Raw genomic sequence first — 24414 nt, forward strand, 5'->3', positions numbered from 1 at the left:
GAGCGTGCGTCCGACCTGTGCGGTCAAAAGTTGAACCGCGCCCCTACGTAGTACTGCCGTCCCGTGTGGTGGTAGACCGATGCGCGATCGCCGGCCGAGTCCACGTACTGGTCATTGAACTCGTCGGTCAGGTTCAGCCCCTCGAACGTGAGGGTAAGGTGCTTGTCCCACTTGTAGGACATGGAGAAATCCACGCTGCGGGCGCTGCGCTTGCCTTCCACGTCGTTGTTGTTCTGCCCGGGCACGCGTTGCAGGTAGTCGTCGCGGAACGAGGTGGACACGCGCGCGCTGAACTTGTTGTTGTCGTAGTACAGCGTCGCGTTGTAGGAGTCGGGCGACAGGTTGACCAGGTCGTTGGCGATGTAGGTCACCGGGAAGCTGCCCGGAACCGCATAGTCGATATCCGACTCCACGTGTGTGTAGTTCAGCAGCACGCCGAAATGGCGGAATCCGCCGGGCAGGAACGAGAACGGCTGCTGGTAGTTCAGCTCGAAGCCCTTCAGCGGACCACCGGGCGTATTGATCGGCGTGCGCACGTCGAACTCCACGTCCCAGAAGGTCGACGGTACCCAGTCCAGCGGCAGGCCGGTGTCGCGGTAGGCGATGTTCTCGCGCAGTTCCTGGATGTAGGTCTCGATGTCCTTGTAGAACAGAGCCAGCGACAGTACCGAGTCCTCCGCGAAGTACCACTCGGCGCTGACGTCGTAGGTCTTGGCACGGAACGGGTCCAGATAGGGGTTGCCCACACGGATGTTCGGCGTGCCGGTGGTGGTGACGCCTGCACCGGGCGACAGATTGCCCAGTTGCGGCCGCGCCATGACCTTGGCCGCGCCGAAGCGCAGCACCAGTTCGTCGGTGACTTCCCACGCGAGGTTCAGTGACGGCAGCCAGTCCTTGTAGTCGTTCGTCACGGTCACCGGACTGCCGCCGCCCACCGAGGTGTAGCCGCTGGCGTCGATGTCGGTAGTGGCGTAGCGCACGCCGACATTGCCGCGCAACGGGCGGCCCGCGAGGTCCGCGTTGAAGTCCAGCTGCAGGTAGCCGCCCCAGTCCTCTTCGCCGATGCTGCGGTTGTTGCCGCGGGCATTGCCGTTGGTGATGCTGCTCAGGGTGAAGTCGCCGCCCGGTACGCCGGTATTGCAGTTGCAGTAGATGTCGAACAGGCTCGCGATCGCGCCGAGGTCCGGGATCAGCCATGCGCTCGGCCCGCGGCCATCGAGGCCGCGGCCGAAGCCGGTGACCAGCGTGGACAGATCGGCCAGCGTCGTCCCGGCAGGCAGTGCGGGGACAGAGGTTTCGCTGGCGCGGCGGAACTCCCAGGTGTCCATCTGGAACTTCTTGTACGACAGGCCGCCCCGCAGCGTGAAGGTCTCGTTGATGGCGAAATCGAGGTCCAGCTTGCCGGTGTCGAAGGTGTTGTCGACGCCCTGCGGGCGGATGCGGATCTCGGAGCCCGTGGTGTTGGCGGCGGGGCTGCTGATCCAGCCCCAGCCTGCCGGACTGGTCACATCCAGGCTGCCGTAGTTGATCACCGGCAGCCGGCTGTTGCCCCGGTAGTCCCAGCTGTAGCCGTCGAGGTTCTGGATATCGAAGGTCACCGTGGTCTGCACGGGGTTCTTGAACTCCGATGTCGACGTGCCGACCATCGCGTTGAGCGTCAGTCGGTCGGTGATGTCCTGTTCGAGACTCAGGCTGTACTGGCTGAACTCCGTGGACAGTTCGTCGAAGCGCGATTCGGAGCGGACATCGACGTTGTCGAACACGCCGTAGACCAGATTGCCGCGCGCATCCACCTCGGCCTGGCGTACGTGCGTCTCGTACTTGCCACCCTGCGCATTGGAGCGACTGAACGAGATCGTCTCGAGGAAATCCTCCTGGCGCGTCGCATCCAGTTTGGAATACATCGCATCGAAGTTCAGCAACGTGCGATCCGTCGGCTTGAACTGCAGGGCGGCGGTCACGCCCAGCCGCTCCTGCTGGTGCGTCAGGCGGCCGTAGCGCGGCAGTCGCGGATGGAAGGTCGTCGCGGCCGACGCCAGCCGGTAGGCGTCGTTGTTGGCCTGCGTGTTGGCGGGACGCGGGTTGCCGGTCGAGCAGTTGAGTGCCGTCGTACCGCGGCCGCTGTTGTTCGCGTTGTTCTGCGGGGTGTAGCCAACGGGACTGCAGAAGCCGTTCGACGAGGGGCCGTTGTCCCAGCGCACCGCGCTGTAGCCCTCTTCCAGCAGGTTGCGCTCGCTGTAGGCTGCCGAGAGCAGGGCGCCGAACCTGCCGTCCGCCCACGTGTTGCTGATCAATGCGGAGAAGCGCGGGTCCCACTGCTTCGACAGGTCGTTGTAGCCCATCTGCGCGGTGGCGGTGCTGGTGAAGCCGTCATAGTCGAACGGACGCGCGCCGCGCAGGTCGACGGTGGCGCCCAACGAGCCTTCGTCCACCTGGGCCGACTGCGTCTTGCGCACCGTCAGCTTGCTGAAGAGCTCGGAGGCGAACACGTTGAAGTCGAAGCCGCGTCCGCGGTTGGCGCCGCCTGAGCTGTCCGTGCCGCCCGTGGTGGCGAGCGCCTCCAACCCGTTGATGCGCACGCGGGTGAAGTCCTGGCCCAGGCCGCGCACGGTGATCGAGCGCCCTTCGCCGGCATCGCGGTCGATCGCGACACCGGGAATGCGCTGCAACGCTTCGGCGAGGTTGAGATCGGGGAACTTGCCGATGTCCTCCGCGACGACGGCATCGATCTGTTCGGCGCTGTAGCGCTTTTCCTCCAGCGCTTTCTCCAGGCTGGCACGGAAGGTCCCGACCACTTCGATGCGATCGAGCTCGGTGGTGGTGGGCGCTGTGGCAGGCTCGTCCTGAGACTGGGCAAACGCAGGCGCGTGCAACGCGGCGGCGATCGAGAACGCGAGTACGGTAACCGGTGTCGTCCGGCGATTCGGATAACGGTTCATGACTTCCCCCTCCCAAGGGCGGCCAGTGGCTTTGGTAGGCCGCCGTGTGCCGGCGGCGTGGAATTCCCCGACGATTCCAAGGCGGCGCACGTTGAATGACACCGCTGGTCAAAGACGCTAACAGAGAGTGCGCTGCAACAACAAGCTATTGATTCGAATGGAGAAAATGTCCCGGGACAAGCCGCTGCATGAAATCGTTTTCGCGTTGCGCCCGGTGCGCTGCGCGCACAAAAAAGCCCGGCCGGGAGAGGCGGCCGGGCTTCGGATGCACCTCGCAGGGAGGTGCATGACGGTCAACCGATCAGAACTTGTAGCGCAGCCCCAGCAGGTACTGGCGGCCGGTCTCGCTGTAGTCGAGCGGCAGGGTGACGCTGGGGTTCGACACCCACGATTCCTGCGGTTCGTCGGTCAGGTTGATGCCTTCCAGGCTCAGCTCCAGGTGGTCGTTGATCTTCCAGCGCACCGAGGCATCGACCGTGGTCGTGCCCGTCTGGCCATGCACGCCATCCAGATGGAAGCCCTGTTCCGCACCCGGCGCCTGGATCAGGTAGTCGTCGCGATTGGTCGCCGAGACGCGGCCCGAGAAACGCTCGCCCTCGTAGAACAGGGTGGCGTTCCAGGCGGTCTTCGACAGGCCCAGCAGGTCCGTCTTCAGCACGTTGGTGCCTGCGCTGTTGACGTACTGGATCTTCGAGTCGACGTAGGTGTAGTTCAACTGCACGCCGAGATTGGCCCACTTGCCCGGCAGGAAGGTGAACGGCTGGACGTAGTTGGCTTCGAAGCCGGTCAGTTCACCGCCCGGCGTGTTGAGCGGAATGGTGAAGGTGAAGTCGTCGGTGACCGAAGCGCCCGTGCCTTCCAGCAGGCTGGCCGGCAGTCCGCTGGATTCATAGCTGCGAATCTCGCGCGTGGTCTGCACGAAGCTGTCGATGTCCTTGTAGAACACGCCCAGTCCGAGCATCGCGCCTTCGTTGAAGTACCACTCCAGCCCCAGGTCGACGGTCTTGGCGCGGATCGGGTCGAGGTTCGGGTTGCCGCCCGAGACCGTGCGTGCACCGCCGGCGACGGCAACCGTCACGCCCGGCGTCAGCGAGCCGAGGCCCGGACGCGACATCACCTTGGCGGCACCCAGGCGCAGCAGCAGGTCGGGGCTGAGTTCCGCCACCAGGTTCATCGAGGGCAGGGTGTCGCTGTACTCGCGCGTCACCGTGGCCGCGACCGGCGTGCCGCTGGTGGTGGCGATGCCCGTGGATGTCTGCTTGGTGCGCACGTAGCGCACGCCGACGTTGCCCGACAGCGGGATCGGGCCGAGGTCGGTCGAGAACTCGCCCATCAGGTAGACGCCACGGTCTTCTTCCTCGACGCTGCGCGTGTTGACCGCGCGCTCGGTGACCGCGAACGTGCCGCTGTTGCTGTAGATGTCGAACAGGTCCGCGACGGCCTGGTAGTCGGGCACGACCCAGGTACCGGGCGATCCGCTCACGCCACTGAGGCGGGCCAGCTCGGTGAGGTCGGCGGGCACGAAGCGCGTTCCGTCGGAGAACGTCGGCACCGAAAGCTCATTGCCACGACGCAGCTCGCGGGTGTCGAACGAGTAGTCCTTGGCCTGCACGCCGCCCTTCAGGCGAAAGCCGGGGCTGATGTTCCAGTTGAACTCCAGCTGCGCGTTGTCGAACTCGTTGGTCACGTACTGCGGACGGATACGGATCTCGGCGAGCGTCCAGCCGTTCGGATCCAGAGGATCGATGCCGTAGTTCAGCACCGGCTTGTACCAGTTGCCCCGATAGTCGTAGCTGTAATTGTCGACGTTGTACTTGTCCATGATGATCGTCGTCTGGATCGGATTCTCATGCTCCGATTTGGACGTGCCGATCTTGCCGCTGATCTTGAAGTTGTCGGTGAACTCGTGCTCACCCTCGAAGTTCAGCTGGGTGTAGACCGTGTTCCATTCGTCGTGACGGCTCTCGGAGCGGATGTCGACATCATCGAACAGGCCGTAGACGAGTGCGCCGTTCTGGATCACGCCATCGCGCACGATGGTGTGCGGCTTGCCCGACAGGGGATTGGTGGCCGGATTCGGATTGGCGACGTTGCGGCTGAACGAGATTGCTTCGATGTACTTCTCGTCGCGCGTGGCATCGATCTTCGAGTACAGCGCATCCAGTGCGAACTGGGTGCGATCGCTTGGCTTGAACTGGAACGAGGCGGTCACGCCCGTGCGCTTCTGGTCGTGTTCCATCAGCGTGTAGCGTGGGAAACGGGGATGGTAGACATCGGCCGCGCGCGCGGCTGCGAACGGCGACGCGGCGCTGAAACCACCGTTGCTGGGTCCGTTCGCCCAACGGCCGGTGCCGCTGCCTTCCTCGAGCAACTGGCGTTCGGAGTAGGCGACGGACAGCAGGGCGCCGAACTTGCCGTCGGCCCAGGAATTGGCGATCAATGCCGCCGCACGCGGATCGGTCTCGCTGGCCATGTCGTTGTGGCTGAGCTGGCCGCTGGCGACGAAGGTGAAGCCGTCGTAGTCGAACGGGCGTGCGGTGCGCAGGTCGACGGTGGCACCCAGAGAGCCTTCCTCGACATCCGCCTGTGCGGTCTTGCGCACGATCAGCTGCGAGAACAGGTCGGAGGCGAACACGTTGAAGTCGAAGCCGCGGCCGCGGTTCGAACCGCCGGACTGGTCCGTCGCGCCCACCGTGGTCAGCGCTTCCATGCCGTTGATGCGCACGCGGGTGAAGTCGGGGCCCAGGCCGCGCACCGAGATGTTGCGTCCCTCGCCGGCGTCGCGGGTGATCGCCACGCCGGGAATGCGCTGCAGCGATTCCGCGAGGTTGAGGTCGGGGAACTTGCCGATGTCCTCGGCCACGATGGCATCGACCACGCCGGCTTCGCCGCGCTTGATGTCGAGGGCTTTCTCCACGCTGGCGCGGTAGCCGGTGACGCTGACGGTGTCGAGCGTGCCGAGATCCGCCTGCGGGGACGCGGACTGGCCGGAATCGGCCGGTTGGGCTGCCTCCTGGGCCTGGGCGGCTGCACCCATCTGCAGCGCGAGACCGATCGAAACGGCAAGCAAGGTAACCGGTGTCTTCCGGTTCTGGTGACTGACTGGCATGTTCTCCCCTCCTCAAGGGACCATGGCCGCGTGTTGCGACTGTTTTATTGGCGAAAAAGCGCTGTTTCTTCCCTTCCAGATCGTGCCAGCTGATAAAATGACACCGCTGGTCAAAAACAACGCTAACAGAGTGTGCGCTGCAACAACAACTGTCGGTCGGGCCGGTTTATCTTGTCCCATGGACAAGCTGGAGCGGCCCGCACGGCGCGCGATGCCAACGTCACGGGAGAAGAACTGGATGGGGAAGATCGTCTGTTTCGGTGAGCTGCTGCTGCGCCTTGGCGCGCCCGGCCGCCAGGTGCTGCTGCAGTCGCCACTGTTCGATGTGCATGTCGGTGGTGCGGAAGCGAACGTCGCCGTCTCGCTGGCGCGCTTCGGCCATGATGCGCGCATGGTGGGACTGGCCGCAGACAACGCATTGGGCGAGGCCGCCGTGGGCGAACTGCGCCGGCATCGTGTCGATACGCGCGCGGTGCAGCAGGTGCCGGGACGCATGGGGCTCTACTTCCTGACGCCGGGAGCCATCCAGCGACCCAGCGAAGTCCTTTACGACCGTGCGGACTCCGCGTTCGCGCGCGCCGGTGGCGGCACGCACGACTGGCCGGCCCTGCTGGCCGGTGCCGATTGGCTGCATGTGTCGGGCGTGACGCCGGCGCTCGGGCAACAGGCGGCGGACGGTGTACTGGTGGCCGTGAAAGCGGCGCGCGCAGCGGGCGTGAAGGTGTCTTTCGACGGCAACTTCAGGCCCAAACTTTGGGAAGCCTGGGGAGGCGATGCACCGACGATCCTGCGGGGGCTGATGGCGGAAGCGGACATCCTCTTCGCCAGCCATCGCGACCTGCAGGTGGTGCTCGGCCTGGAGTTCCCCCAGGCGACGCCGCAGGAGCGGTTCGCGGCGGGTGCGGCGGCGGCGTTCAAGGCGTTCCCGCATCTTCGGCAGATGGCGGCCACGGTGCGCGTGCAGCGCAGCGTCGACCATCACGCCCTGTCGGGCATCACGGCACTGGCGGACGGCAGCCTGCTGACCACGCCGTCCTACGAGGTGTCCCCGATCGTCGACCGCATCGGTACCGGCGACGCGTTCGCGGCAGGCGTACTGCATGGCGGCCTCGTCGGCATGGGAAGTGCGGATGCGCTGCACTTCGGCGTGGCCGCGGCCTGTCTCAAGCATTCGCTGCCGGGGGATTTCAATCTGGTCGGGGCCTCCGACGTGCAGGCGTTCCTGGGCGAGAACAGTCTGGACGTGAAGCGCTGAGCACGCGTCGGGAAGCAGGCGGTTGTTGCGTTGCAGTATCCTGGAACGCAGCAAAAACTATCGTTTGAAGATGCCGGGCAGGGCTTTGCCGGTCTCGTGAATCCCGCAGACTGCGCGCCATGATGAGCGCCGTCCATGCGTAGCAAACTGTTCGTGCCCGGGGATCGGCCAGCCCTCTTCGCCAAGGCGATGGCAAGCGAGGCCGACATCCTGTCCTTCGATCTGGAGGACGCGGTGGCCGTGGCGGCAAAGGCCGATGCAAGAACGCAGGTGGCTGCCTTCCTGCATGCCGCGCCGCACCGCAGCGCCGGCAAGCAGGTGATCGTCCGCACGAACGCATGGCATTCGCATGCCTGGGAGGATGATCTTCGCGCGGTCCTGCCGCTCGACATCGACCTGATCAACCTGCCCAAGATCGAATCCACGGAACAACTCAGGCAGGCGATGGCGGAGATCGAGGCCATCGAGGCCCGGTTGCAGGTCCGCCAGAGGACCGGCCTGCTGGTCAATATCGAAACCCCGCGTGCGCTGCGCAACGCCGTGGCCATCGCAACGGCGCATCCGCGCGTGCGCGGCCTGCAACTCGGCCTCGGCGATCTGTTCGAACCCCACGGCATCCGGCGTACCGACCTGCGCAACGTGCACGCCGCGCAGTACGCGTTGCGCATGGCGGCCGCCGAGGCGGGTGTGTTCGCCTATGACGCCGCGTTCCCCGGGCTCGACGACGAGACGGGCTTCCGGGCCGAGGCCGCGTCCGCGCGTGCGCTGGGCTACGTCGGCAAGAGTTGCGTGCATCCACGCCAGTTGGCGTGGGCGAACAGCGTGTTCGCGTCGACGGATGAGGAAATCGAGATGGCACGGCGGATCGTCGATGCCGCCGAAGACGGTGTGTATGCGGTGGATGGGCGAATGGTCGATGCGCCGTTCCTGGCGCGTGCGCGCGCCGTCCTGGCCACGGTGCGGCATGAGGAGAAGCAATGAAGCAGGGGGGAGTGCGGTCGTGGACCGCCGGTGTGCGACGTTTCCTGACGATGGGCTGGCTGTTGCTGCTATGCGGCCTGTCGTCCGCCGTGCAGGCGGAGAGCCTGACGACCGTCCGCGAAGACCGTCTGCCCGCTGTGCCTGGTGGTGTACAGGCACTGCACGCCGTCGACACCGCGCTGCTGGCCTTCAACAGCCAAGGCGCCTGGCAGCTGCCCTCCGGCGCCAAGGCCTGGCAGACGCTGGCCTTGCCTGAGGGAGCGCCATCCGGACTGCAGTGGATCACCGCGACGAGAGGAAAGCTCTACGCGTTGCCGATGACGCAAGACGCCGGTGGCGCCGCAACGCTGTCCGCGGTGGTCGTGCATCAGGGCCGGCTCGAACTGCGCGCTCTTCCGGTATTGCCTCAGCCGCTGCGTGACGTGCGGCTGGCGGAAGGCGACGGCACGCTCTATGTCGTCGGCACGGGTGCCGACAACGCCACTTCGCTCTATCGCCTCGTGGTGAGCGCGCCGCAGGGAGGCTGGACGAAGCTGGATGCCTGGCCGGGCGGCGGTGTCGCAGGCAGTCTGCTCGCGCAACGTGGCGAACTGTTCGCCACCGTGCCCGGCACTGGCGTCGATGCCCTGTGGCGCTGGCATCGCGAAACGGGCTGGTCGGCGATGCCGGCCTTGCCGGGACATCTGGTGCCCGGTGCCGAACGCGCCATCGGCCAGGCGCACCTGCTGTTCGCTGTGGACGGCAACGGCCAGACCGCTCCGGCGCGCCGGTTGATGACGTTCCATGTCATCACCAAGGCGTGGGCGGACGTGCCGGCCGCAGTGCCCGCCGGCGCCGACACGTTCGCACCCTGGGGTGATGGCCTGGCGTGGTCCACGGCTACCGGCGATGCCGGCGCGCTGCAGCTGCAGTCCGGCAAGCACCTGCTGACGTGGCTCGACTGGCTGGTGATCGTGGTCTACCTGGCCGCGATGATCGGCATCGGCCTGTACTTCTATCTGCGCGAGAAGCGCAACTCGACGGAGAACTTCTTCGTCGGCAGCCGCACCATCCCGTTCTGGGCGGCGGGCTTGAGCCTCTATGCGGTCAACACCAGCTCGATCAGCTTCATCGCCATTCCCGCCAAGGCGTTCGAGACCAACTGGCAGTACCTGACCAACAACCTGATCGCGGTGCTCGGCCTGATGTTCGTCGCGATCTGGATCGTGCCGCTGCTGCGCCGGCTCAACCTGATGTCGACGTTCTCCTATCTGGAGACGCGTTTCCATCCGAGCATCCGCATGCTGGCCAGTGCCCTGGCGATCCTCATGCAGATCGGCAGTCGCATGAGCGTGATCCTGTTCCTGCCCGCGCTGGCCATCTCCACCATCACCGGCATCGACGTGGTGTGGAGTGTCTGGCTGATGGGTGGTTTTACCATCATCTACACCGCGATGGGCGGCATGAAGGCGGTCATCTGGACCGACGTGGTGCAGGTCATCGTGAAGATGGGCGGCGCGATCTTCGCCATTCTCTTCATCGTCTGGACATTGAAGGGCGGCTTCGGCGAGTTCACCCAGATCGCGATGGCCGAGGACAAGACCAAGCTGTTCGACTTCAGCTTCGACCTGACCAAGGCCACCGTCTGGGGCTTCATCTTCCTGGTGCTGTTCGAGGTCGTGCTGACCTTCCCCAAGGACCAGGTGCTGATGCAGCGCGTGCTCTCCACCAAGTCCGACAAGGAAGCCGGCCGCTCGGTGTGGGCGTTCGCCGCCATCATGATTCCCGGCGGCTTCATCTTCTACGGCATCGGCACGGCGCTGTTCGTCTACTACAAGAACAACCCCGAGCGCATGAATCCGCTGCTGCCGGTGGACGCGACGTTCCCGCTGTTCATCGCGGCGGAACTGCCGATGGGCGTCACCGGCCTGATCATCGCCGGCATCTTCGCCGCCGCGATGGCCACGCTGTCGGGCATCATGAACTCGGTCGCCACGCTGATCACGGTCGACTTCTACGAGCGTTTCGCCAAGGACAAGTCGCAGAAGAAGGGCGTGTTCTTCGCCGAGATCATGACCGTGGTCGTGGGTCTGGTGGGCATAGGCGCGGCGTTGGTGCTGTCGCGCTTCGACATCGGCTCGCTGTTCGATGTGTCCATCGAACTGGCCGGCCTGCTCGGTGGCGGTTTCGCCGGCGCCTACACGCTGGGCATGTTCACCCGCCGTGCGAACTCGCAGGGCGTGGCCATCGGCATCGGGGCCGCCATCGTGCTGACGTTCGTGGCCTGGTGGTACGACCTGGTGCACCCGTACTTCTATCTCGCCATCTCGATCCTGGTCTGCGTGGTGGTGGGCTATCTCGCCAGCCTGTGCTTCCCCGCGCCGACCCGTTCGCTGGAGGGCTTGACGATCCACCGCAAGGATGCGGCGGCAGGTGCGGACTGATCGCGCATGCGCCATAGGTCCCATCGCTGGCGCATCCGGGCTCGTGTAGCCTGACGCGAAGAGGGGAGCGCACGTGGATACCCAGTTCCTGAATACGTTCGTGGTAGTGGCCGACCGCGGCTCGATGGCGGCGGCGGCACGCGTGCTCAACATCACCCCCGCGGCGGTGGCACAGCAGATCCGCACGCTCGAACGCGAGCTCGGCGCGCCGCTGATCGCGCGCGCCGGCCGTACCGTCAGCCTGACCGAAGAAGGCTCGCGCATCCTGCAGCGTGCGCGCGACCTACTGCGCGACGTCGCCGACATGCGCAGCATCGCCAACGACAGCGAGGTGTCCGGCGAGCTTCGCCTCGGTGCCTGTCCGACCGCGCTGGCGGGCATGCTGCCGGACATCCTGGCGCGGATGGTCGACAAGTTCCCGCAGATCAACGTCTTCATCCGTCCCGGCTATTCGGCCGAGCTCTATCGCGCGGTGGAAGCCGGGGAGCTCGATGCCGCGCTGGTGCTGCAGGCGCCGTACATCCTGCCCAAGACCTGCGACTGGCAACTGCTGCGCGAGGAACCGCTGGTGATGATCGCGCCGGCGAGGATGGCGGGCCGCGATCCGCACGACCTGCTGCGCACCGAACCGCTGATCCGCTACGACCGCAACCAGTGGGGCGGCCGCGTGGCGGACGAGTACCTGCGCGCCGCCGGCATCGTGCCGCGCGAGCGGTTCGAGTTGAACGGCCTCAATGCCATCGCGGTGATGGTGGATCGGGGGCTCGGTGTGTCGCTGGTGCCGGACTGGGCGCGGCCGTGGCCCGAAGGCCTGGACCTGGTCCGCATCCCGCTGCCGCTGCCCAGCGAACCGCGGCGGATCGGCATGGTGTGGTCGCGCTCGTCGGTGCGCATCCGCCTGGTCACCGTGCTGTTGCAGGAGAGCCGTGCCGCCACCGGCCACGCCTGAGCGTCGCCATGTTGCAGTGCACGCTACAAAAACTAGCCTGTGAACATATCCGCGGGCGATTTTTCCGTGACGGGCGTCGACCTAGGCTTTGACCATCGTCGGGTTCGAGCGTCTGGGAGGAACGCTGGGCACGCCGGCCGCCGGGGCGGCCTTTCTCGCATACCCACCTAGCCACGCGCCGATGCGCACGCGCGCTCGCCGTCCACCGAAGCATTCCGAGAACAGACCATGAAACAGGTACCCGCCGCGTTCGGCGTTTTCCTGCTGGCCGCCGCCGTCAGCGCCAGCGTCCAAGCCCAACAGAACACCCCGTTGCCGCAGGATGCGGCCTCCGAACAGGAGCGCGCAAAGGATGCCGTCGATCTGGATCAGGTGATCGTCACCGGCGTCCGGTCGGCAAAATCGGTCGACAAGATCCCGGGTGCCGTGTCCCTGGTGACGAAGGAGGAGATCGCCCACACGCTGCTGATGACGGACGACGCGACCGCGGTGCTCGCGCGCACGGTTCCCGGCTATGCCGAGGCATCGCAGGCGATGAGCAACAGCGGCGAAACCCTGCGCGGTCGCGTAGCGCTGCGCCTGTTCGACGGCGTGCCGCAAGGTTCGCCGCTTCGCGATGGTAGTCGCAACGCAACGTTCACCGACATGGGCATCGTCGGTCGGGTGGAGGTCATCAATGGCCCTTCGGCATCCGAAGGCATCGGCGCGTCGGGCGGCATCATCAACTACATCTCCGCGGTTCCGACCAAGGAAGGCAATGAATTCCGCCTGCTGACCCGCTATTCCACGCAGTTCAAAGACGACAGCGCCGGCTGGAAGGTCGGCATGAACTTCGCGCGCAAGCAGGACAACTACGACATGATTGTTGGCGTGTCGCGTATCGATCGCGGCATGGGCTACGACGCCAACGGTCTTCGCCTCGGCATGAATACCAGCGGTTCGGTCAGCGATTCGGAAGCGCGCAACCTGTTCGTCAAGGGCGGCATCAACTTCGGCGAGGATCTCGAGAAGCGCCTGCAGGTGAGCTACAGCGATTTCAAGATCGAGGGCAACGGCAACTACGTCCAGGTCGATGGTTGCAGGTACGAGCCGGGCTGGTGCGAGAACCCCAGCCCCAACACGTCGGAGCGCGGACACCTGTTCGGCACCAAGGCGGAGTTCAACGACTTCACCCAGGTCAACGTCATCTACACCGATGCCGACTTCTTCGGCGGCACCCTGAGCCTTAACGCCTACTGGGCGGACCAGGCCATGCGCTATCCGGCGGAGAACGGCAGCGATCGCCAGGACCCGCTGATACCGCCGAACGGTCCTGATGGATTGATCTGGGACCAGTCGGAAATCAACTCCGACAAGGTCGGCTTCCGTCCCTCGTGGACGCGCGGCGAGCTGTTCGGCGTGGAAGGGCTGGAGCTGCGGACCGGCGTCGACTGGGTGCGCGACAAGGCCGACCAGCGCCTCGCGTTGACCAACCGCCTGTGGGTGCCGCCGATGGAGTACGAAAGCATCGCGCCTTACATGCAGTTGAGCTACGACATCGGGCCGGTCACGTTGAGCGGCGGCTTCCGGCGCGAAGACGGCGAGATGAAGGTGGGTGACTACACCACGACCTGGTTCCGGGATCGTCGGTTCGTGCAGGGCGGCAAGCTGAGCTACCAGGAGAATCTGGTGAACTTCGGCGCGATCTGGCGCATCACCGACCAGTGGTCGGTGTTCGGTGCCTATGGCGAAGGCTTCGGGCTGCCGAATGTCGGTATCCCGCTGCGTAACATCTCCTGTCCGAACGATCCGGACGACACCAAACCCGACGGCTGCCCGGGCGATCCGCCGGCGACCGTCGACTCGACCTTCCAGGAACTGAAGGCCGTGGTCGTCGACAACCGTGAGATCGGCGTCAACTGGCGCGGACAGCGCACGTCGTTCAGCGCGTCGCATTACGACTCGCGCTCCAAGCTCGGGTCCTCCTATGTGATCGATCCGATCACCGAGGACTACACGCTGTTCCGCGCGCCGACCCGCATCAAGGGCTTCGAGTTCTCCGGCGACTGGAACATCAACGACGCGTGGAAGCTGAGTGGCGTCTATTCGCGGATCCGTGGCAAGACGTCCTTCTGGACCCAGGATCCCGAGGGTCGTTGGGATGCAGGCCCGCTCAACAAGCCCATCGGTGCGCTGGACGTGAATCCGGACAAGATCGCACTGTCGGTGCGCTGGAAGTTCTCCGAAGCAGGCGACGCGACGCTGGGCTCGACCACGCTGCTGTCGCGTGATCTGTCCGGCAGCGACGTGAGGCCATACGACAATCGCGAGTTCAGCTACGAAGAGCACACCACGGGTTACACGCTGTTCGATCTGGGCATGAACTACCGCGTGGAGAATGTTGGCCGCTTCTCGCTGGGCATCGAAAACCTGACCAACAAGCAGTACATCCTCACCTGGTCGCAGGTACCGGGCTGGCGGAACTACTGGGCTGGCCGTGGCCGCATGTACTCGTTCACCTACGAATACACGTTCTGATCCACGATCCACGGATGCCTGCTTCTTCCCACGCAGTGTCCACCCGCGCCGCCCCCTCTCCAGGGTGGCGCGGGGCCTGGATGTTCCTGATGTTCGCGCTCGCTGCGGTCACCGCGACCGCAGTGTCGCCCTCTCCCACCCCGCTGGACGCCTGGCTGGCCAAGGCGGTCGGCGATGACGGCTATCTGGGTGCCACTGCCGTGGTGTCGGAGCAAGGACAGCTGACCTATCACGGCGCCTTTGGCCACGCCGACCTGCAGGGTGCCCCCTTGCGCGAGGACGCGATCTTCCGCATCTACTCCATGACCAAACCGGTCACTTCGGTGGCTGCGCTGATACTGGTGGAGGAAGGCAGGCTGGGCCTGGACGATCCGGTGGCGAAGTACATGCCGTCCTTCGCGCACCTGGAGCGCGTGACGGGGGGAGATGCCGAAGCGCCACGGCTCGTGCCGGTGGTGCGTGCCCTGACCGTCCGTCATCTGTTGACCCATACCGCTGGCTTCGCGACCGGTGGCGACGACATCCGCGTCGCTTCCACGCTGCTGCAACGGCAGGCGCCGGAGGACGCGCAGGACCTTGCCGATTACGCCGAACGTGTTGCGCATGCACCGCTGGCCGATGAACCGGGAACACGTTTCCGCTACGACGGCGTCAATACCGAGGTGCTGGCGCGCGTCATCGAAGTGGCGAGTGGCGAGCCGTTCGATCGTTTCCTGCAATCACGCATCCTGTCGCCGCTCGGCATGCGCGATACCGGCTTCCAGGTACCTGCACTGCAGCGCGGCCGCGTGATGGCGTTGACCTCGCGCGATGCCCGAGGGCACCGCGTCCTGGCGGATACGCCATCGGCCCGGACACCGGGTGTGCCGCTGCGCGCCTACACCAGCGGGGCTGGCGGGCTTTATTCCACTGCGGCCGACTATCTCCGTTTCGCCCGCATGTTGGCCGAGGGGGGCGCATTGGACGGCACGCGCCTGCTGAAGAAGGACACTGTGGCGTCGATGATGAGCGACCAACTGGCTGCGTTCGAGCCCGCCGTCGCCGCGCCTGAGCCGGGTGAAGGTTTCGGCCTGGGTGGATACGTCGTCACCGATCCGGCGAAGAGCACACGTCCGGGCTCGCTCGGGCAGTTCGGCTGGTCCGGCGCCGCGTCGACCTACTTCACCATCGATCCGGCGCGCCGCCTCGTCATCGTGCTGATGTCGCAGCACCTGCCCGTGGACGGCGCGCCTGCGTTGCCCAAGCTGGCCGGGCCGTTCTACCGGCAGGTGTACACGGCGGTATCGCCATGACCGCACCCACCGCCGTGCTGGTGGCCGGCTCGGCCAACCTCGACTTCGTCGTCCGCGCGGGGCATGTACCTGCACCCGGCGAAACCGTGCTCGGGCGCGACTTCGCCACGTTCCCGGGCGGCAAGGGCGCCAACCAGGCGGTGGCCTGTGCGCGCGCCGGCGGCGCCTACACACGCATGCTGCTGGCGCTGGGCGATGACCCGTATGCGGGCGTGCTCGACCGGGCGCTCGCCGAGGCGGGCGTCGAACGGCACGTCATCCGCGCGCCGGACGTCGCCAGCGGCACGGCCTTCATCTGCCTGTCCGACGACGCCGAGAACGCCATCACTGTCGCACCCGGCGCGAACGCCGCGTTGCGACCGCATCACCTGCCGTCGTTGCGCGGGGTCAGCCATCTGCTGCTGCAGCTGGAAACCCCGCTGGACACGGTCGCCAGCTTCGCGCACGTCGCGCGCGCGGCCGGCGTCCGCGTCATGCTCAATGCGGCGCCCGCCACCGCGCTGCCCGCGGGCCTGCTGGACGACGTCGACCTGCTGGTCGTCAACGAGGGCGAACTCGCCACGTTGGCTGGCCCCGGGACGCTGGCCGAACAGCTCGCGCGCCTGCCTGTGCCCTGCGTGGTGGTCACGCTGGGCGCCCGCGGCTGCATTGCGCGACGCGGTGGCGAACTCTTCCTGCAACCGGCCTTTCCGGTGGACGCCGTCGACACCACGGCGGCCGGCGACACCTTCTGCGGCGCCCTGGCCGCGCGCCTGGCGCAGCATGCCCCGCTGGCGGACGCGCTACGCTTCGCCAGTGCCGCGTCCGCGCTGGCCTGCACGCGCCTGGGTGCGCAGACCAGCGTGCCGACGCGCGCCGAGGTCGATGCCTGGCTTGCAGGGCAAACCAACGAAACCCCGCGCCGCGAGGCGCTCGCCGCGTACAGCGGCCTTTCCGGTTCCTGATCCGATATCCCCCATGAACACCCCCACGTCCCCCGATGCTTCGCCCGCCAACCCGCACGACGACGATCGCGCGCCGCCGGTGAAGACCGAATACAAGTTCTCCCACGTCACCACGCAGCGCTACCTGCCCACGCCGGGCAAGGCACCGGGCTGGCCGTTCGCCGATATCGGCCAGTGGAAGATCGATGCCAACGCCTCGGCCGACGACTGGGTCGCCGAGCTGAAGGACTGGCGCCGCGAACACCTCACCCGCATCGGCTACGACGATGCCAACTACCGCCGGCCGGAACTGCAGTGGGCGCAGCGCAACTTCGTCCACGCGCAGGTGATGGTCGAGGACCGCTATCTCTACGATCCCGTCGCCGGCCGCTACACCGTCGACCGTTACCTCGATGATCTGGAAGCCCGCTTCGGTGGCCTCGACAGCGTGCTGCTGTGGTGCGTGTATCCGAACATCGGCGTGGATGACCGCAACCAGTTCGACCTGGCGCGCAGCCTGCCGGGCGGGCTGGAAGGCCTGCGCGCTGCCGTCGACGACTTCCATCGCCGCGGCGTGCGCGTCTTCCTCACCACCATGCCGTGGGACAACGGCACCCGCGACGAAGGCGAGCCCGACTGGCAGGCCATCGCGAAGATCGTCAAGGCGGTGGGTGCGGACGGCATCAATGGCGACACCTACAATGGCGTGCCGCGCGCGTTCTTCGATGCCTGCGATGCGCTCGGCCATCCGGTGGTGGTGCAGCCTGAATCGACGATCAGCGCCGAGGAACACCTGATCTGGAACGTGCAGAGCTGGGGCAAGAAGGCGCCGAACGAGGTCGTGCCGCCGGTGGCGAAGTTCAAGTGGCTGGAACCGCGCCACATGATCAACTACGAGAACCGCTGGGGCCGCGACCGCAACCACGACCTGCAGTACATCTTCTTCAACGGCGTCGGCTACAACGCGTGGGAGAACGTGTGGGGCCTGTGGAACCAGCTGACTCCGCGCGATGCCGCCTCGTTGCGCCGCATCGCCACGATTTACCGGCGCTTCCCCTCGCTGTTCGTCAGCATGGATTGGCGCCCGTACGAGCGCACGCTGCAGGCCGGCATCTTCGCCAGCCGGTTCCCGGGCGAGGGCGTCACCGCCTGGACGCTGGTCAACCGCCACGAGTACCCGATCGAAGGCGAGCAGCTCGCCGTGCCGCATGTCGAGGGCACACGTTATCTCGACCTGTGGAACGGTACGATGCTGCAGCCGCGCATCATCGATGGCCAGGCCATCCTCGAGACGACGCTGGAAGGTCGTGGCTTCGGCGCGTTGCTGGCCTTGCGCGAAGGCGTACAGGCAGAAGGACTTGATGACTTCCTCGCGGAGATGGCGAAGGAAGCGGCGACACCGCTCGCCGCGCTATCCGCGAAATGGACCGCATTGCCGCAGACCCTGCAGGCCGTCGCACCGACTGCACCGCAGGCCGCTGCGCCGGACGGCATGGTGACCATCCCCGCCGGCGAGTTCCTGTTCGCCGTGCAGGGCATCGAGATCGAAGGGCAGGTGTGGGAGGGCGTCGACGTGCAGTTCCCGTGGGAACCCACGGCGCGTCGCCATCACCGTCGCCGCATGCAGGTCGCGTCATTCCATATCGACCGCCATCCGGTGACGAACGCACAGTACAAGGCCTTCGTCGATGCGACCGGTTATGCGCCGCAGGACACGGGCAACTACCTGCGCGACTGGCGCGAAGGCGCACCGCAGCCGGGCTGGGAGAACAGGCCGGTGACGTGGGTGTCGATCGAGGATGCGCGTGCCTACGCCGCGTGGGCCGGCAAGCGCCTGCCGCACGGCTGGGAATGGCAGTACGCCGCGCAGGGCACCGACGGTCGCCTGTATCCGTGGGGCGACGCCTGGCGCGACGATGCGGCACCGCCGGTATTCCGCGGTCGTGTGCTGCCGCCGCCGGCCGAGGTCGGCGCGTATCCCGCAGGCGCCAGCCCGTTCGGCGTGATGGACCTCGTCGGTAACGTGTGGCAATGGACGGACGAGTTCCACGACGAGCACACCCGCGCCGCCATCGTGCGCGGTGGCAGCGACTACGAGCCGCGCACCTCGCACTGGTACTTCCCGCAGGCCAAGCGCCTGGACCAGCACGGCAAGCTGTTGCTGATGGCGCCGTCGAAGGATCGTTCCGGCCGCATCGGCTTCCGCTGCGTGGTGGATGCGGCGTGAGTGCCATGAAAGTCACCCTCGGCGGCCTGCTGGGCGATGCCCTCGATGCGAACCGGCGCGGCCGTCTCTCGCACTTCATCACCGGTCCCGACAGTCCGGCCATCGCGCTGTTCGCGCCCGCGCACCGCGCGCAGAACACCGAAGGCGACTGGTACGGCGAGCACGCCGGCAAATGGCTGTCCGCCGCTGCGCGCGCCTACGCCCGCAGTGGCGATGCGCAGCTCGGCGCGCACCTGCGCGAGGTCGCCGACTACCTGCTGTCCGTGCAGGAAGACGACGGCTACCTCGGCACCTACGCGCCCGAGCGCCGCTTCATGCAGCCGCAACCGCCCAAGCCGCCCAGCTGGGACGGCGCGCCCGCGCTGCGCACCTGGGACATGTGGGTGCATGCCTACCTGATCCTCGGCTTCATCGAGACCGCACGCGCGCTCGACGATGCGCGCTACACGCAGGCCGCCGCGCGCATCGCCGACCTGTGCGCGAAGGCGCTGGCCGACGGCATCGACATCACCACGCTCGGCAACCACCACGGCATGTCGGCCACGGTGCTGATGGACGCCGCGCTGGAGCTGCACGAGGAAACTGGCGAGCCGCGCTTCCTCGCGCTGGCGCAGCAGGTGCTGGCCCAGGCCAATGCGCATCCCGCACTGCGCCTGCTGCCCGCGATCGAAGCGGGCGCCGATGCATCCGAGATCGCCACCGGCAAGGCCTACCAGCTGCTGTGGAACCTGGTCGGCCTGGTCAAGCTGTGCCGCGCCACCGGCGATGCGGCGCTGCGCCACGCCGTCGAGGCGATGTGGGAGAACATCCACCAGTATCACCTGACGCTGGGCGGCGGTCCGTGGGGCGGCGTGGCGCACCGGTCGCGCGAGGTGTTCAACGCGCGCGGTACCTTCAGTCCGCTGGCCTATGTCGAAACCTGTTCGCTGCTGTCGTGGATCCAGTTCAACCGCGAGCTGCTGCGCCTGACCGGCGAGGCGCGCTATGCGGAAGAGATCGAACGCACCGCGTACAACGACCTGCTCGGTGCATTCGCGCCCGACGGCGAGGACTGGTGCTACTACTCGTTCCCGAACGGCCGCCGCGTGCACACCACCTACTGGCGCTGCTGCAAGTCCAGCGGCGCGATGGCGCTGGAGGAGCTGCCATCGCTCGCCTACGCGGTGCAGGGTGATGTCGTCCGCGTGCAGATCTACGGTCCGGGCGACGCCAGCCTGGCGCATCCCGCCGCCGGCACGCTGGTACTGCGCCAGCACACCGGTTACCCGTTCGAAGGCGACATCTCGCTGGAAGTGCAGCCCGAACGCGAGGCCACGTTCGAGCTGCGCCTGCGCATCCCGTCGTGGGCGGAGGGTGCGACCGTCGCCGTCAACGGCGAAGCGGTACGTGGACCGGTGGTGCCGGGTACGTTCGCTGCCGTGCGTCGCCATTGGCGTGCCGGCGACCAGGTGCAGCTGCTGTTCCCGCTGCGGCCGGCGCTGCACCGGCAGGTGCTGCGCAACGTGCAGGAATCGCGCGCGCCCGACGGCTCGGACGTGCGCCAGCAGGTGCTGGACCTGCACTACGTCGGGCTGACGCGCGGGCCGCTGGTCTACGCCACCGAACTGGTCGACGGCTTCAAGACCGAAGAGACGATCCGTCTGCCCGATGGCCCGCAGGACGACTGGCTGCAGGTATTGCCGGTGGCCGACGACAGCGACGGTCCGGGCATCGCACTGCAACTCGGTTACCGGCCGCCGTTGCTGTTCTGGCCGTACTACCGTACCGGCGGTCGCGTCGACGGCGCCTGGCGCCTGACCTGGCTGTCGCTGCCGCCGGCATGAACGCGCACGCGCTCGCAAGAATTTGTGGCCGCAGAAACTACGGCGGCCGACTGTATCCGCTGCACCGCCTGCACCAGACTGGTCCCCGACCAGCAGGTGGCGGTTGAAGGAGCCTCTTCCCATGGACACTGCCTCTCCCTTCCGCGCCCCGCGGCGCCACGGCCCCGCCGGGCCGCTGAGCGGCGTCAAGGTGCTCGACCTGAGCGCCTACATCGCCGGTCCCTACGGCTGCACGCTGCTGGCCGACCAGGGCGCCGACGTGGTCAAGGTCGAACCGCCGGATGGCGACAACCTGCGCCAGTACCCGTCCACGCTGGAGAAGGAAAGCCGCGCCTTCCTCGGCGTGAACCGCAGCAAGCAGGGCGTCGTGCTGGACCTGAAGCAGCCGGCCGACCACGCCGCGCTGTTGCGGCTGGTGCGCGAGGCCGACGTGCTGGTGCACAACTTCCGTCCCAGCGTGCCGAAGCGGCTGGGCATCGATTTCGACAGCCTGTCGGTGATCAACCCGCGGCTGATCTACTGCGCCGTGACCGGCTACGGCGAGTCCGGACCGATGAAGGACAAGGCCGGCTACGACCAGGTGCTGCAGACCATGACCGGCATGTGCACGCTGCAGGGCAAGCGCGGCGGCGCGCCGGAAATCATCTACGGCTCGGTGGTGGACTACTACGCCGCCGCGTTGCTCGCCGGCGGCGTGTCGTCGGCGCTGTACGAACGCGAGCGCAGCGGGCTGGGCCAGTTCGTCGGCGTGTCGTTGCTGCGCAGCGCGCTGACCATGCAGTCGGCGCGGATGATCTGGGCCGAAGGCGAGGCGCTCGATATCGGCCGCGACATGCGCTCCGGCGGCGTCACCGGCATCCATCCGGCGCGCGAGGGCTATCTCTACCTGTCGGCCAACACCGCGCGCTTCTGGAAGGCGCTCTGCCGGCTGACCGGGCTGGACGCACTGGCCGATGACCCGCGCTACGACACCGTGCGCAAGCGTGCCGAACACGCCGCCGAGATCGTTCCGCAACTGCACGACGCGCTTCTCGCGCGCACCGCGCAGGAATGGGAAGCGCATTTCGGCGACGAAGTGCCGTGCGCAGCGGCGCGCCGCGTGGAGGACATGTTCGAGCACCCGCAGGTGCTGGCCGAAGACATGGTGGCGGAGATCGCGCATCCCGTGGTCGGCAGCTACCGCGGCGTGACGCGCCCGATCGCCTTCGGCCGCACGCCGGGACCGGCACCGTTCGCCGCGCCCACGTTCGACCAGGACGCCGACCACGTGCTCGGCCGCCACAGCAGGACGCGCGCGTCCGGTTGAACCCGGTCGCGCGTTTTACGCCGAATTTACGGCGCGCCCGCCGCGGCGCATAGCGGCTTTACGCGACCCGGGACCAGACTTTCGCGGTCGGCGGAACTCCTCCGCCCCGGATCGCACTCATGTCTCCCATCTCCTCCATATCCCGCAGGCACAGGCCTGCGTTCGTCGTTTCTTCCCTCGCCGCCGGCCTGCTGCTGGGCGCCGCCTCGTCCGCCAGCGCCGCCACCTTCAACGGTTCCGGCGCCATCACCACCGATTACGTCTGGCGCGGCACCACCCAGACCCAGGGCGATCCGGCCGTGCAGGCCGGTTTCAAGGTCGCGGCCGATAACGGCCTCTACGGTGCCGTGTGGGGTTCGAACGTCGAGTTCGCGCCGGACACGAAAGCCAGCAGCGAGCTGGACGTCACCGTCGGCTGGAGCGGCAACGTCGCCGAGGACTGGGCGCTCGACGTCAACCTGACCCACTACCGCTATCCGTCCACTACGGCCGACCTCGACTGGACCGAGGCGATCGGCACGCTGACCTGGAAGGAGAACTATTGGGCGCAGCTGGGCTATTCCAACGACGCGCTGGCGACCGATGAAGCCGGCACCTACGCCCAGCTCGGCGCGAAGTTCCCGGTAGGCGAACAGCTCCGCCTGGAAGCCGCCGCCGGCTACTACTGGCTCGACGACGCCTACGACGCCAGCTACGCGCACGCGCAACTCGGCATGGTGTGGGCGTTCAAGGCGCCGTTCGAGATCCGCGTCACCGCGCACGCCACCGACCGCAGCGCCAGGACGCTGTTCCCGGGCCTGGCGGGCTCCCGCGTGGAAGCCGCCCTGCAGACTTCGTTCTGAGCGCCGCCATGTTCACCGACTTCCTGCATCTGTCGTTGTCGCTCGGCAGCCTGCTCGCCGGCGCCGTCCTGATGTTCCTGCTGATCACGCGGCGCGCCCGTGCGCCGAGGGACGATTCCCATGACTGAGTTCCTCCTCGTCTTCGCACTGGCGATCGCGCTGGGCTGGCCGCTGGGCCGCTACCTGGCCGCGGTGATGCGCGGTGCCCCGATGCGCGGCGACCGGCTGTTCGGCGTCATCGAACGCCCCCTGTACCGCCTGCTCGGCGTCGATCCTGCGCTGGGCATGGGCTGGAAGGGCTACGCCATCGCCTTCCTCGCCAGCAACCTCGTCGTCGGCGTGCTGGCCTGGATCGTCTTCATGACCCAGGCGTGGCTGCCGCTCAATCCCAACGGCGCGCCCAACATGCGCTGGGACCTGGCGCTGCACATCATGGTGTCGTTCCTCACCAACACCAACCAGCAGCACTACTCGGGTCAGGCGCAGCTGTCGCATCTGGCGCAGATGACCGGCATCGTCGGCTTGCAGGTGGTGACGCCGATGATGGGCCTGGCGCTGGTTGCGGCGACGCTGCGCGGCCTGTTCGGCGGACGCAAGCGCGACACGGCATCCAGCACCGCTAACGGCGACGCCGATGTCGGCAACTACTGGGCCGACATCATCCGTCCCACCGTGCGCTTCCTGCTGCCGCTGTGCCTGGCGTGGTCGCTGGCGCTGACCTGGCAGGGCGTGCCGTCGACGCTGCAGGGCGGCCCTGTTGCCACGCCCATCGACGCCGCTGCGGACATGACGGAGCAGAAGATCGCGGTCGGCCCGGTCGCGCCGATGGTGGCGGTGAAGCAGCTCGGCACCAACGGCGGTGGCTGGTACGGCCCCAACAGTGCGGTGCCACTGGAAAACCCCACGCCGCTGTCCAACCTGCTGGAAATGCTGGCGATCATCCTGATCCCGATCAGCATCGCCTTCATGGTCGGCAGCTTCACCGGGCGCCGGAAGTTCACCGCGCTGGTGTTCGGCACCATGCTGACGATATCGGCGATCTCGACCGGCGCGGCACTATGGTCGGAGAGCTACTCCGACACCGCCCGCGACATCGCGCTGATGGAAGGCAAGGAAGTCCGCTTCGGCGATGCGCCGTCCGCACTGTGGGCCGCGGTGACCACGCAGACGTCGAACGGCTCGGTCAACGCGATGCACGACTCGCTGGCGCCGCTGACCGGCCTGGTGACCATCGGCAACATGCTGGTCAACTCTATCTGGGGCGGCATCGGCTGCGGCCTGCAGCAGTTCCTGGTCTACCTGCTGCTCAGCGTCTTCCTCGCCGGCCTGATGACCGGCCGCACGCCGGAACTGTTCGGCCGCAAGATCGAAGCGCATGAAGTGAAGCTGCTCGCGGCGCTGGTGCTGTTGCAGCCGCTGGCGCTGCTGAGCTTCACCGCCATCACGCTGGCCGTGCCGTCGATCACCGGCAATTCGAATCCGTCGTTCCATGGCATCAGCCGGGTGTTCTACGAGTACACCTCGGCCTTCGCCAACAACGGCTCCGGATTCGAAGGCCTGGGCGATGCGACCATCTGGTGGAACCTCAGTACCACGCTGATGCTGATGCTCGGTCGCTACCCCGCGCTGATCATCCCGCTGGCCATCGCCGCCTCGCTCGCACGCAAGCGCGCCACGCCCGAGGGCCCTGGCACGCTGCAGGTGGAAACCCCCACCTTCGCGCTCACCCTGATCGCCGTGGTCGTCATCCTGACCCTGCTGCAGTTCATGCCCGTGCTGGTCCTCGGCCCGATCGCCGACCACCTGGCACTGGGCGCGCCCTGAGAAC

Annotated in this window: 14 protein-coding genes; 12 read left to right on the forward strand and 2 right to left on the reverse strand. The window is 66.9% G+C overall.

Annotation, left to right across the window (positions count from 1 at the left end):
• Window positions 1–23: 23 nt before the first annotated feature.
• Both ACSQ1W_RS00820 and ACSQ1W_RS00825 read right to left on the reverse strand, forming a co-directional pair.
• Entirely contained in the window at window positions 24–2939 is a 2916-nt protein-coding gene (locus ACSQ1W_RS00820; protein ID WP_436041289.1) for a TonB-dependent receptor, read from the reverse strand.
• Window positions 2940–3240: 301 nt separating this feature from the next.
• Window positions 3241–6048, reverse strand: a complete 2808-nt coding sequence (locus ACSQ1W_RS00825) for a TonB-dependent receptor (RefSeq protein WP_436041290.1) — start codon at window positions 6046–6048, stop codon at window positions 3241–3243.
• 238 nt (window positions 6049–6286) lie between these two features.
• Here ACSQ1W_RS00825 and ACSQ1W_RS00830 point away from each other — a divergent pair, with 238 nt between their 5' ends.
• The 12 genes from ACSQ1W_RS00830 (at window position 6287) to kdpA (ending at window position 24410) form a co-directional block, all read left to right on the forward strand.
• Window positions 6287–7303, forward strand: coding sequence for a sugar kinase (locus tag ACSQ1W_RS00830; RefSeq protein WP_436041291.1), 1017 nt, complete (start codon window positions 6287–6289; stop codon window positions 7301–7303).
• A gap of 135 nt (window positions 7304–7438) precedes the next feature.
• Window positions 7439–8284 carry an HpcH/HpaI aldolase/citrate lyase family protein gene (locus ACSQ1W_RS00835; protein WP_436041292.1) on the forward strand — a complete coding sequence of 282 codons (846 nt, stop codon included), beginning with the start codon at window positions 7439–7441 and terminating at the stop codon, window positions 8282–8284.
• Window positions 8281–10707, forward strand: coding sequence for a sodium:solute symporter family transporter (locus ACSQ1W_RS00840; protein ID WP_436041293.1), 2427 nt, complete (start codon window positions 8281–8283; stop codon window positions 10705–10707). Before ACSQ1W_RS00835 ends, ACSQ1W_RS00840 begins: the two co-directional genes overlap by 4 nt.
• A gap of 73 nt (window positions 10708–10780) precedes the next feature.
• Window positions 10781–11656 carry a LysR substrate-binding domain-containing protein gene (locus ACSQ1W_RS00845; RefSeq protein WP_192270732.1) on the forward strand — a complete coding sequence of 292 codons (876 nt, stop codon included), beginning with the start codon at window positions 10781–10783 and terminating at the stop codon, window positions 11654–11656.
• 228 nt (window positions 11657–11884) lie between these two features.
• Entirely contained in the window at window positions 11885–14173 is a 2289-nt protein-coding gene (locus ACSQ1W_RS00850) for a TonB-dependent receptor (protein WP_436041294.1), read from the forward strand.
• Between the two features lie 89 nt (window positions 14174–14262).
• Window positions 14263–15465, forward strand: a complete 1203-nt coding sequence (locus ACSQ1W_RS00855) for a serine hydrolase domain-containing protein (protein ID WP_436041295.1) — start codon at window positions 14263–14265, stop codon at window positions 15463–15465.
• Complete coding sequence (locus ACSQ1W_RS00860) at window positions 15462–16409, forward strand: ribokinase (protein WP_436041296.1); 948 nt, start codon at window positions 15462–15464, stop codon at window positions 16407–16409. Before ACSQ1W_RS00855 ends, ACSQ1W_RS00860 begins: the two co-directional genes overlap by 4 nt.
• Before the next feature lie 13 nt (window positions 16410–16422).
• Window positions 16423–18615, forward strand: coding sequence for an SUMF1/EgtB/PvdO family nonheme iron enzyme (locus ACSQ1W_RS00865; protein WP_436041297.1), 2193 nt, complete (start codon window positions 16423–16425; stop codon window positions 18613–18615).
• Between the two features lie 5 nt (window positions 18616–18620).
• Complete coding sequence (locus ACSQ1W_RS00870; protein ID WP_436041298.1) at window positions 18621–20438, forward strand: glycoside hydrolase family 127 protein; 1818 nt, start codon at window positions 18621–18623, stop codon at window positions 20436–20438.
• A 121-nt stretch (window positions 20439–20559) separates the two neighbouring features.
• The gene (locus ACSQ1W_RS00875; RefSeq protein WP_436041299.1) at window positions 20560–21744 is read left to right on the forward strand and encodes a CaiB/BaiF CoA transferase family protein; all 1185 of its coding nucleotides are present in this window, start codon (window positions 20560–20562) and stop codon (window positions 21742–21744) included.
• A gap of 119 nt (window positions 21745–21863) precedes the next feature.
• Window positions 21864–22586: a TorF family putative porin gene (locus tag ACSQ1W_RS00880; protein WP_436041300.1), complete on the forward strand. Its 723-nt coding sequence runs from the start codon at window positions 21864–21866 to the stop codon at window positions 22584–22586.
• A gap of 120 nt (window positions 22587–22706) precedes the next feature.
• Window positions 22707–24410: a potassium-transporting ATPase subunit KdpA gene (gene kdpA, locus ACSQ1W_RS00885; protein ID WP_436041301.1), complete on the forward strand. Its 1704-nt coding sequence runs from the start codon at window positions 22707–22709 to the stop codon at window positions 24408–24410.
• Window positions 24411–24414: the final 4 nt, after the last annotated feature.

Origin of the sequence: Pseudoxanthomonas sp. LjRoot143 (assembly GCF_964252945.1) — a bacterium.
In the GTDB taxonomy this organism is placed as follows: Bacteria; Pseudomonadota; Gammaproteobacteria; order Xanthomonadales; family Xanthomonadaceae; genus Pseudoxanthomonas_A.

Coding starts and splice junctions, on each gene's coding strand:
- ACSQ1W_RS00820 (WP_436041289.1), bottom strand. CDS start 2,939: ATGAACCGTTATCCGAATCGCCGGACGACACCGGTTACCGTACTCGCG.
- ACSQ1W_RS00825 (WP_436041290.1), bottom strand. CDS start 6,048: ATGCCAGTCAGTCACCAGAACCGGAAGACACCGGTTACCTTGCTTGCC.
- ACSQ1W_RS00830 (WP_436041291.1), top strand. CDS start 6,287: ATGGGGAAGATCGTCTGTTTCGGTGAGCTGCTGCTGCGCCTTGGCGCG.
- ACSQ1W_RS00835 (WP_436041292.1), top strand. CDS start 7,439: ATGCGTAGCAAACTGTTCGTGCCCGGGGATCGGCCAGCCCTCTTCGCC.
- ACSQ1W_RS00840 (WP_436041293.1), top strand. CDS start 8,281: ATGAAGCAGGGGGGAGTGCGGTCGTGGACCGCCGGTGTGCGACGTTTC.
- ACSQ1W_RS00850 (WP_436041294.1), top strand. CDS start 11,885: ATGAAACAGGTACCCGCCGCGTTCGGCGTTTTCCTGCTGGCCGCCGCC.
- ACSQ1W_RS00855 (WP_436041295.1), top strand. CDS start 14,263: ATGTTCGCGCTCGCTGCGGTCACCGCGACCGCAGTGTCGCCCTCTCCC.
- ACSQ1W_RS00860 (WP_436041296.1), top strand. CDS start 15,462: ATGACCGCACCCACCGCCGTGCTGGTGGCCGGCTCGGCCAACCTCGAC.
- ACSQ1W_RS00865 (WP_436041297.1), top strand. CDS start 16,423: ATGAACACCCCCACGTCCCCCGATGCTTCGCCCGCCAACCCGCACGAC.
- ACSQ1W_RS00870 (WP_436041298.1), top strand. CDS start 18,621: ATGAAAGTCACCCTCGGCGGCCTGCTGGGCGATGCCCTCGATGCGAAC.
- ACSQ1W_RS00875 (WP_436041299.1), top strand. CDS start 20,560: ATGGACACTGCCTCTCCCTTCCGCGCCCCGCGGCGCCACGGCCCCGCC.
- ACSQ1W_RS00880 (WP_436041300.1), top strand. CDS start 21,864: ATGTCTCCCATCTCCTCCATATCCCGCAGGCACAGGCCTGCGTTCGTC.
- kdpA (WP_436041301.1), top strand. CDS start 22,707: ATGACTGAGTTCCTCCTCGTCTTCGCACTGGCGATCGCGCTGGGCTGG.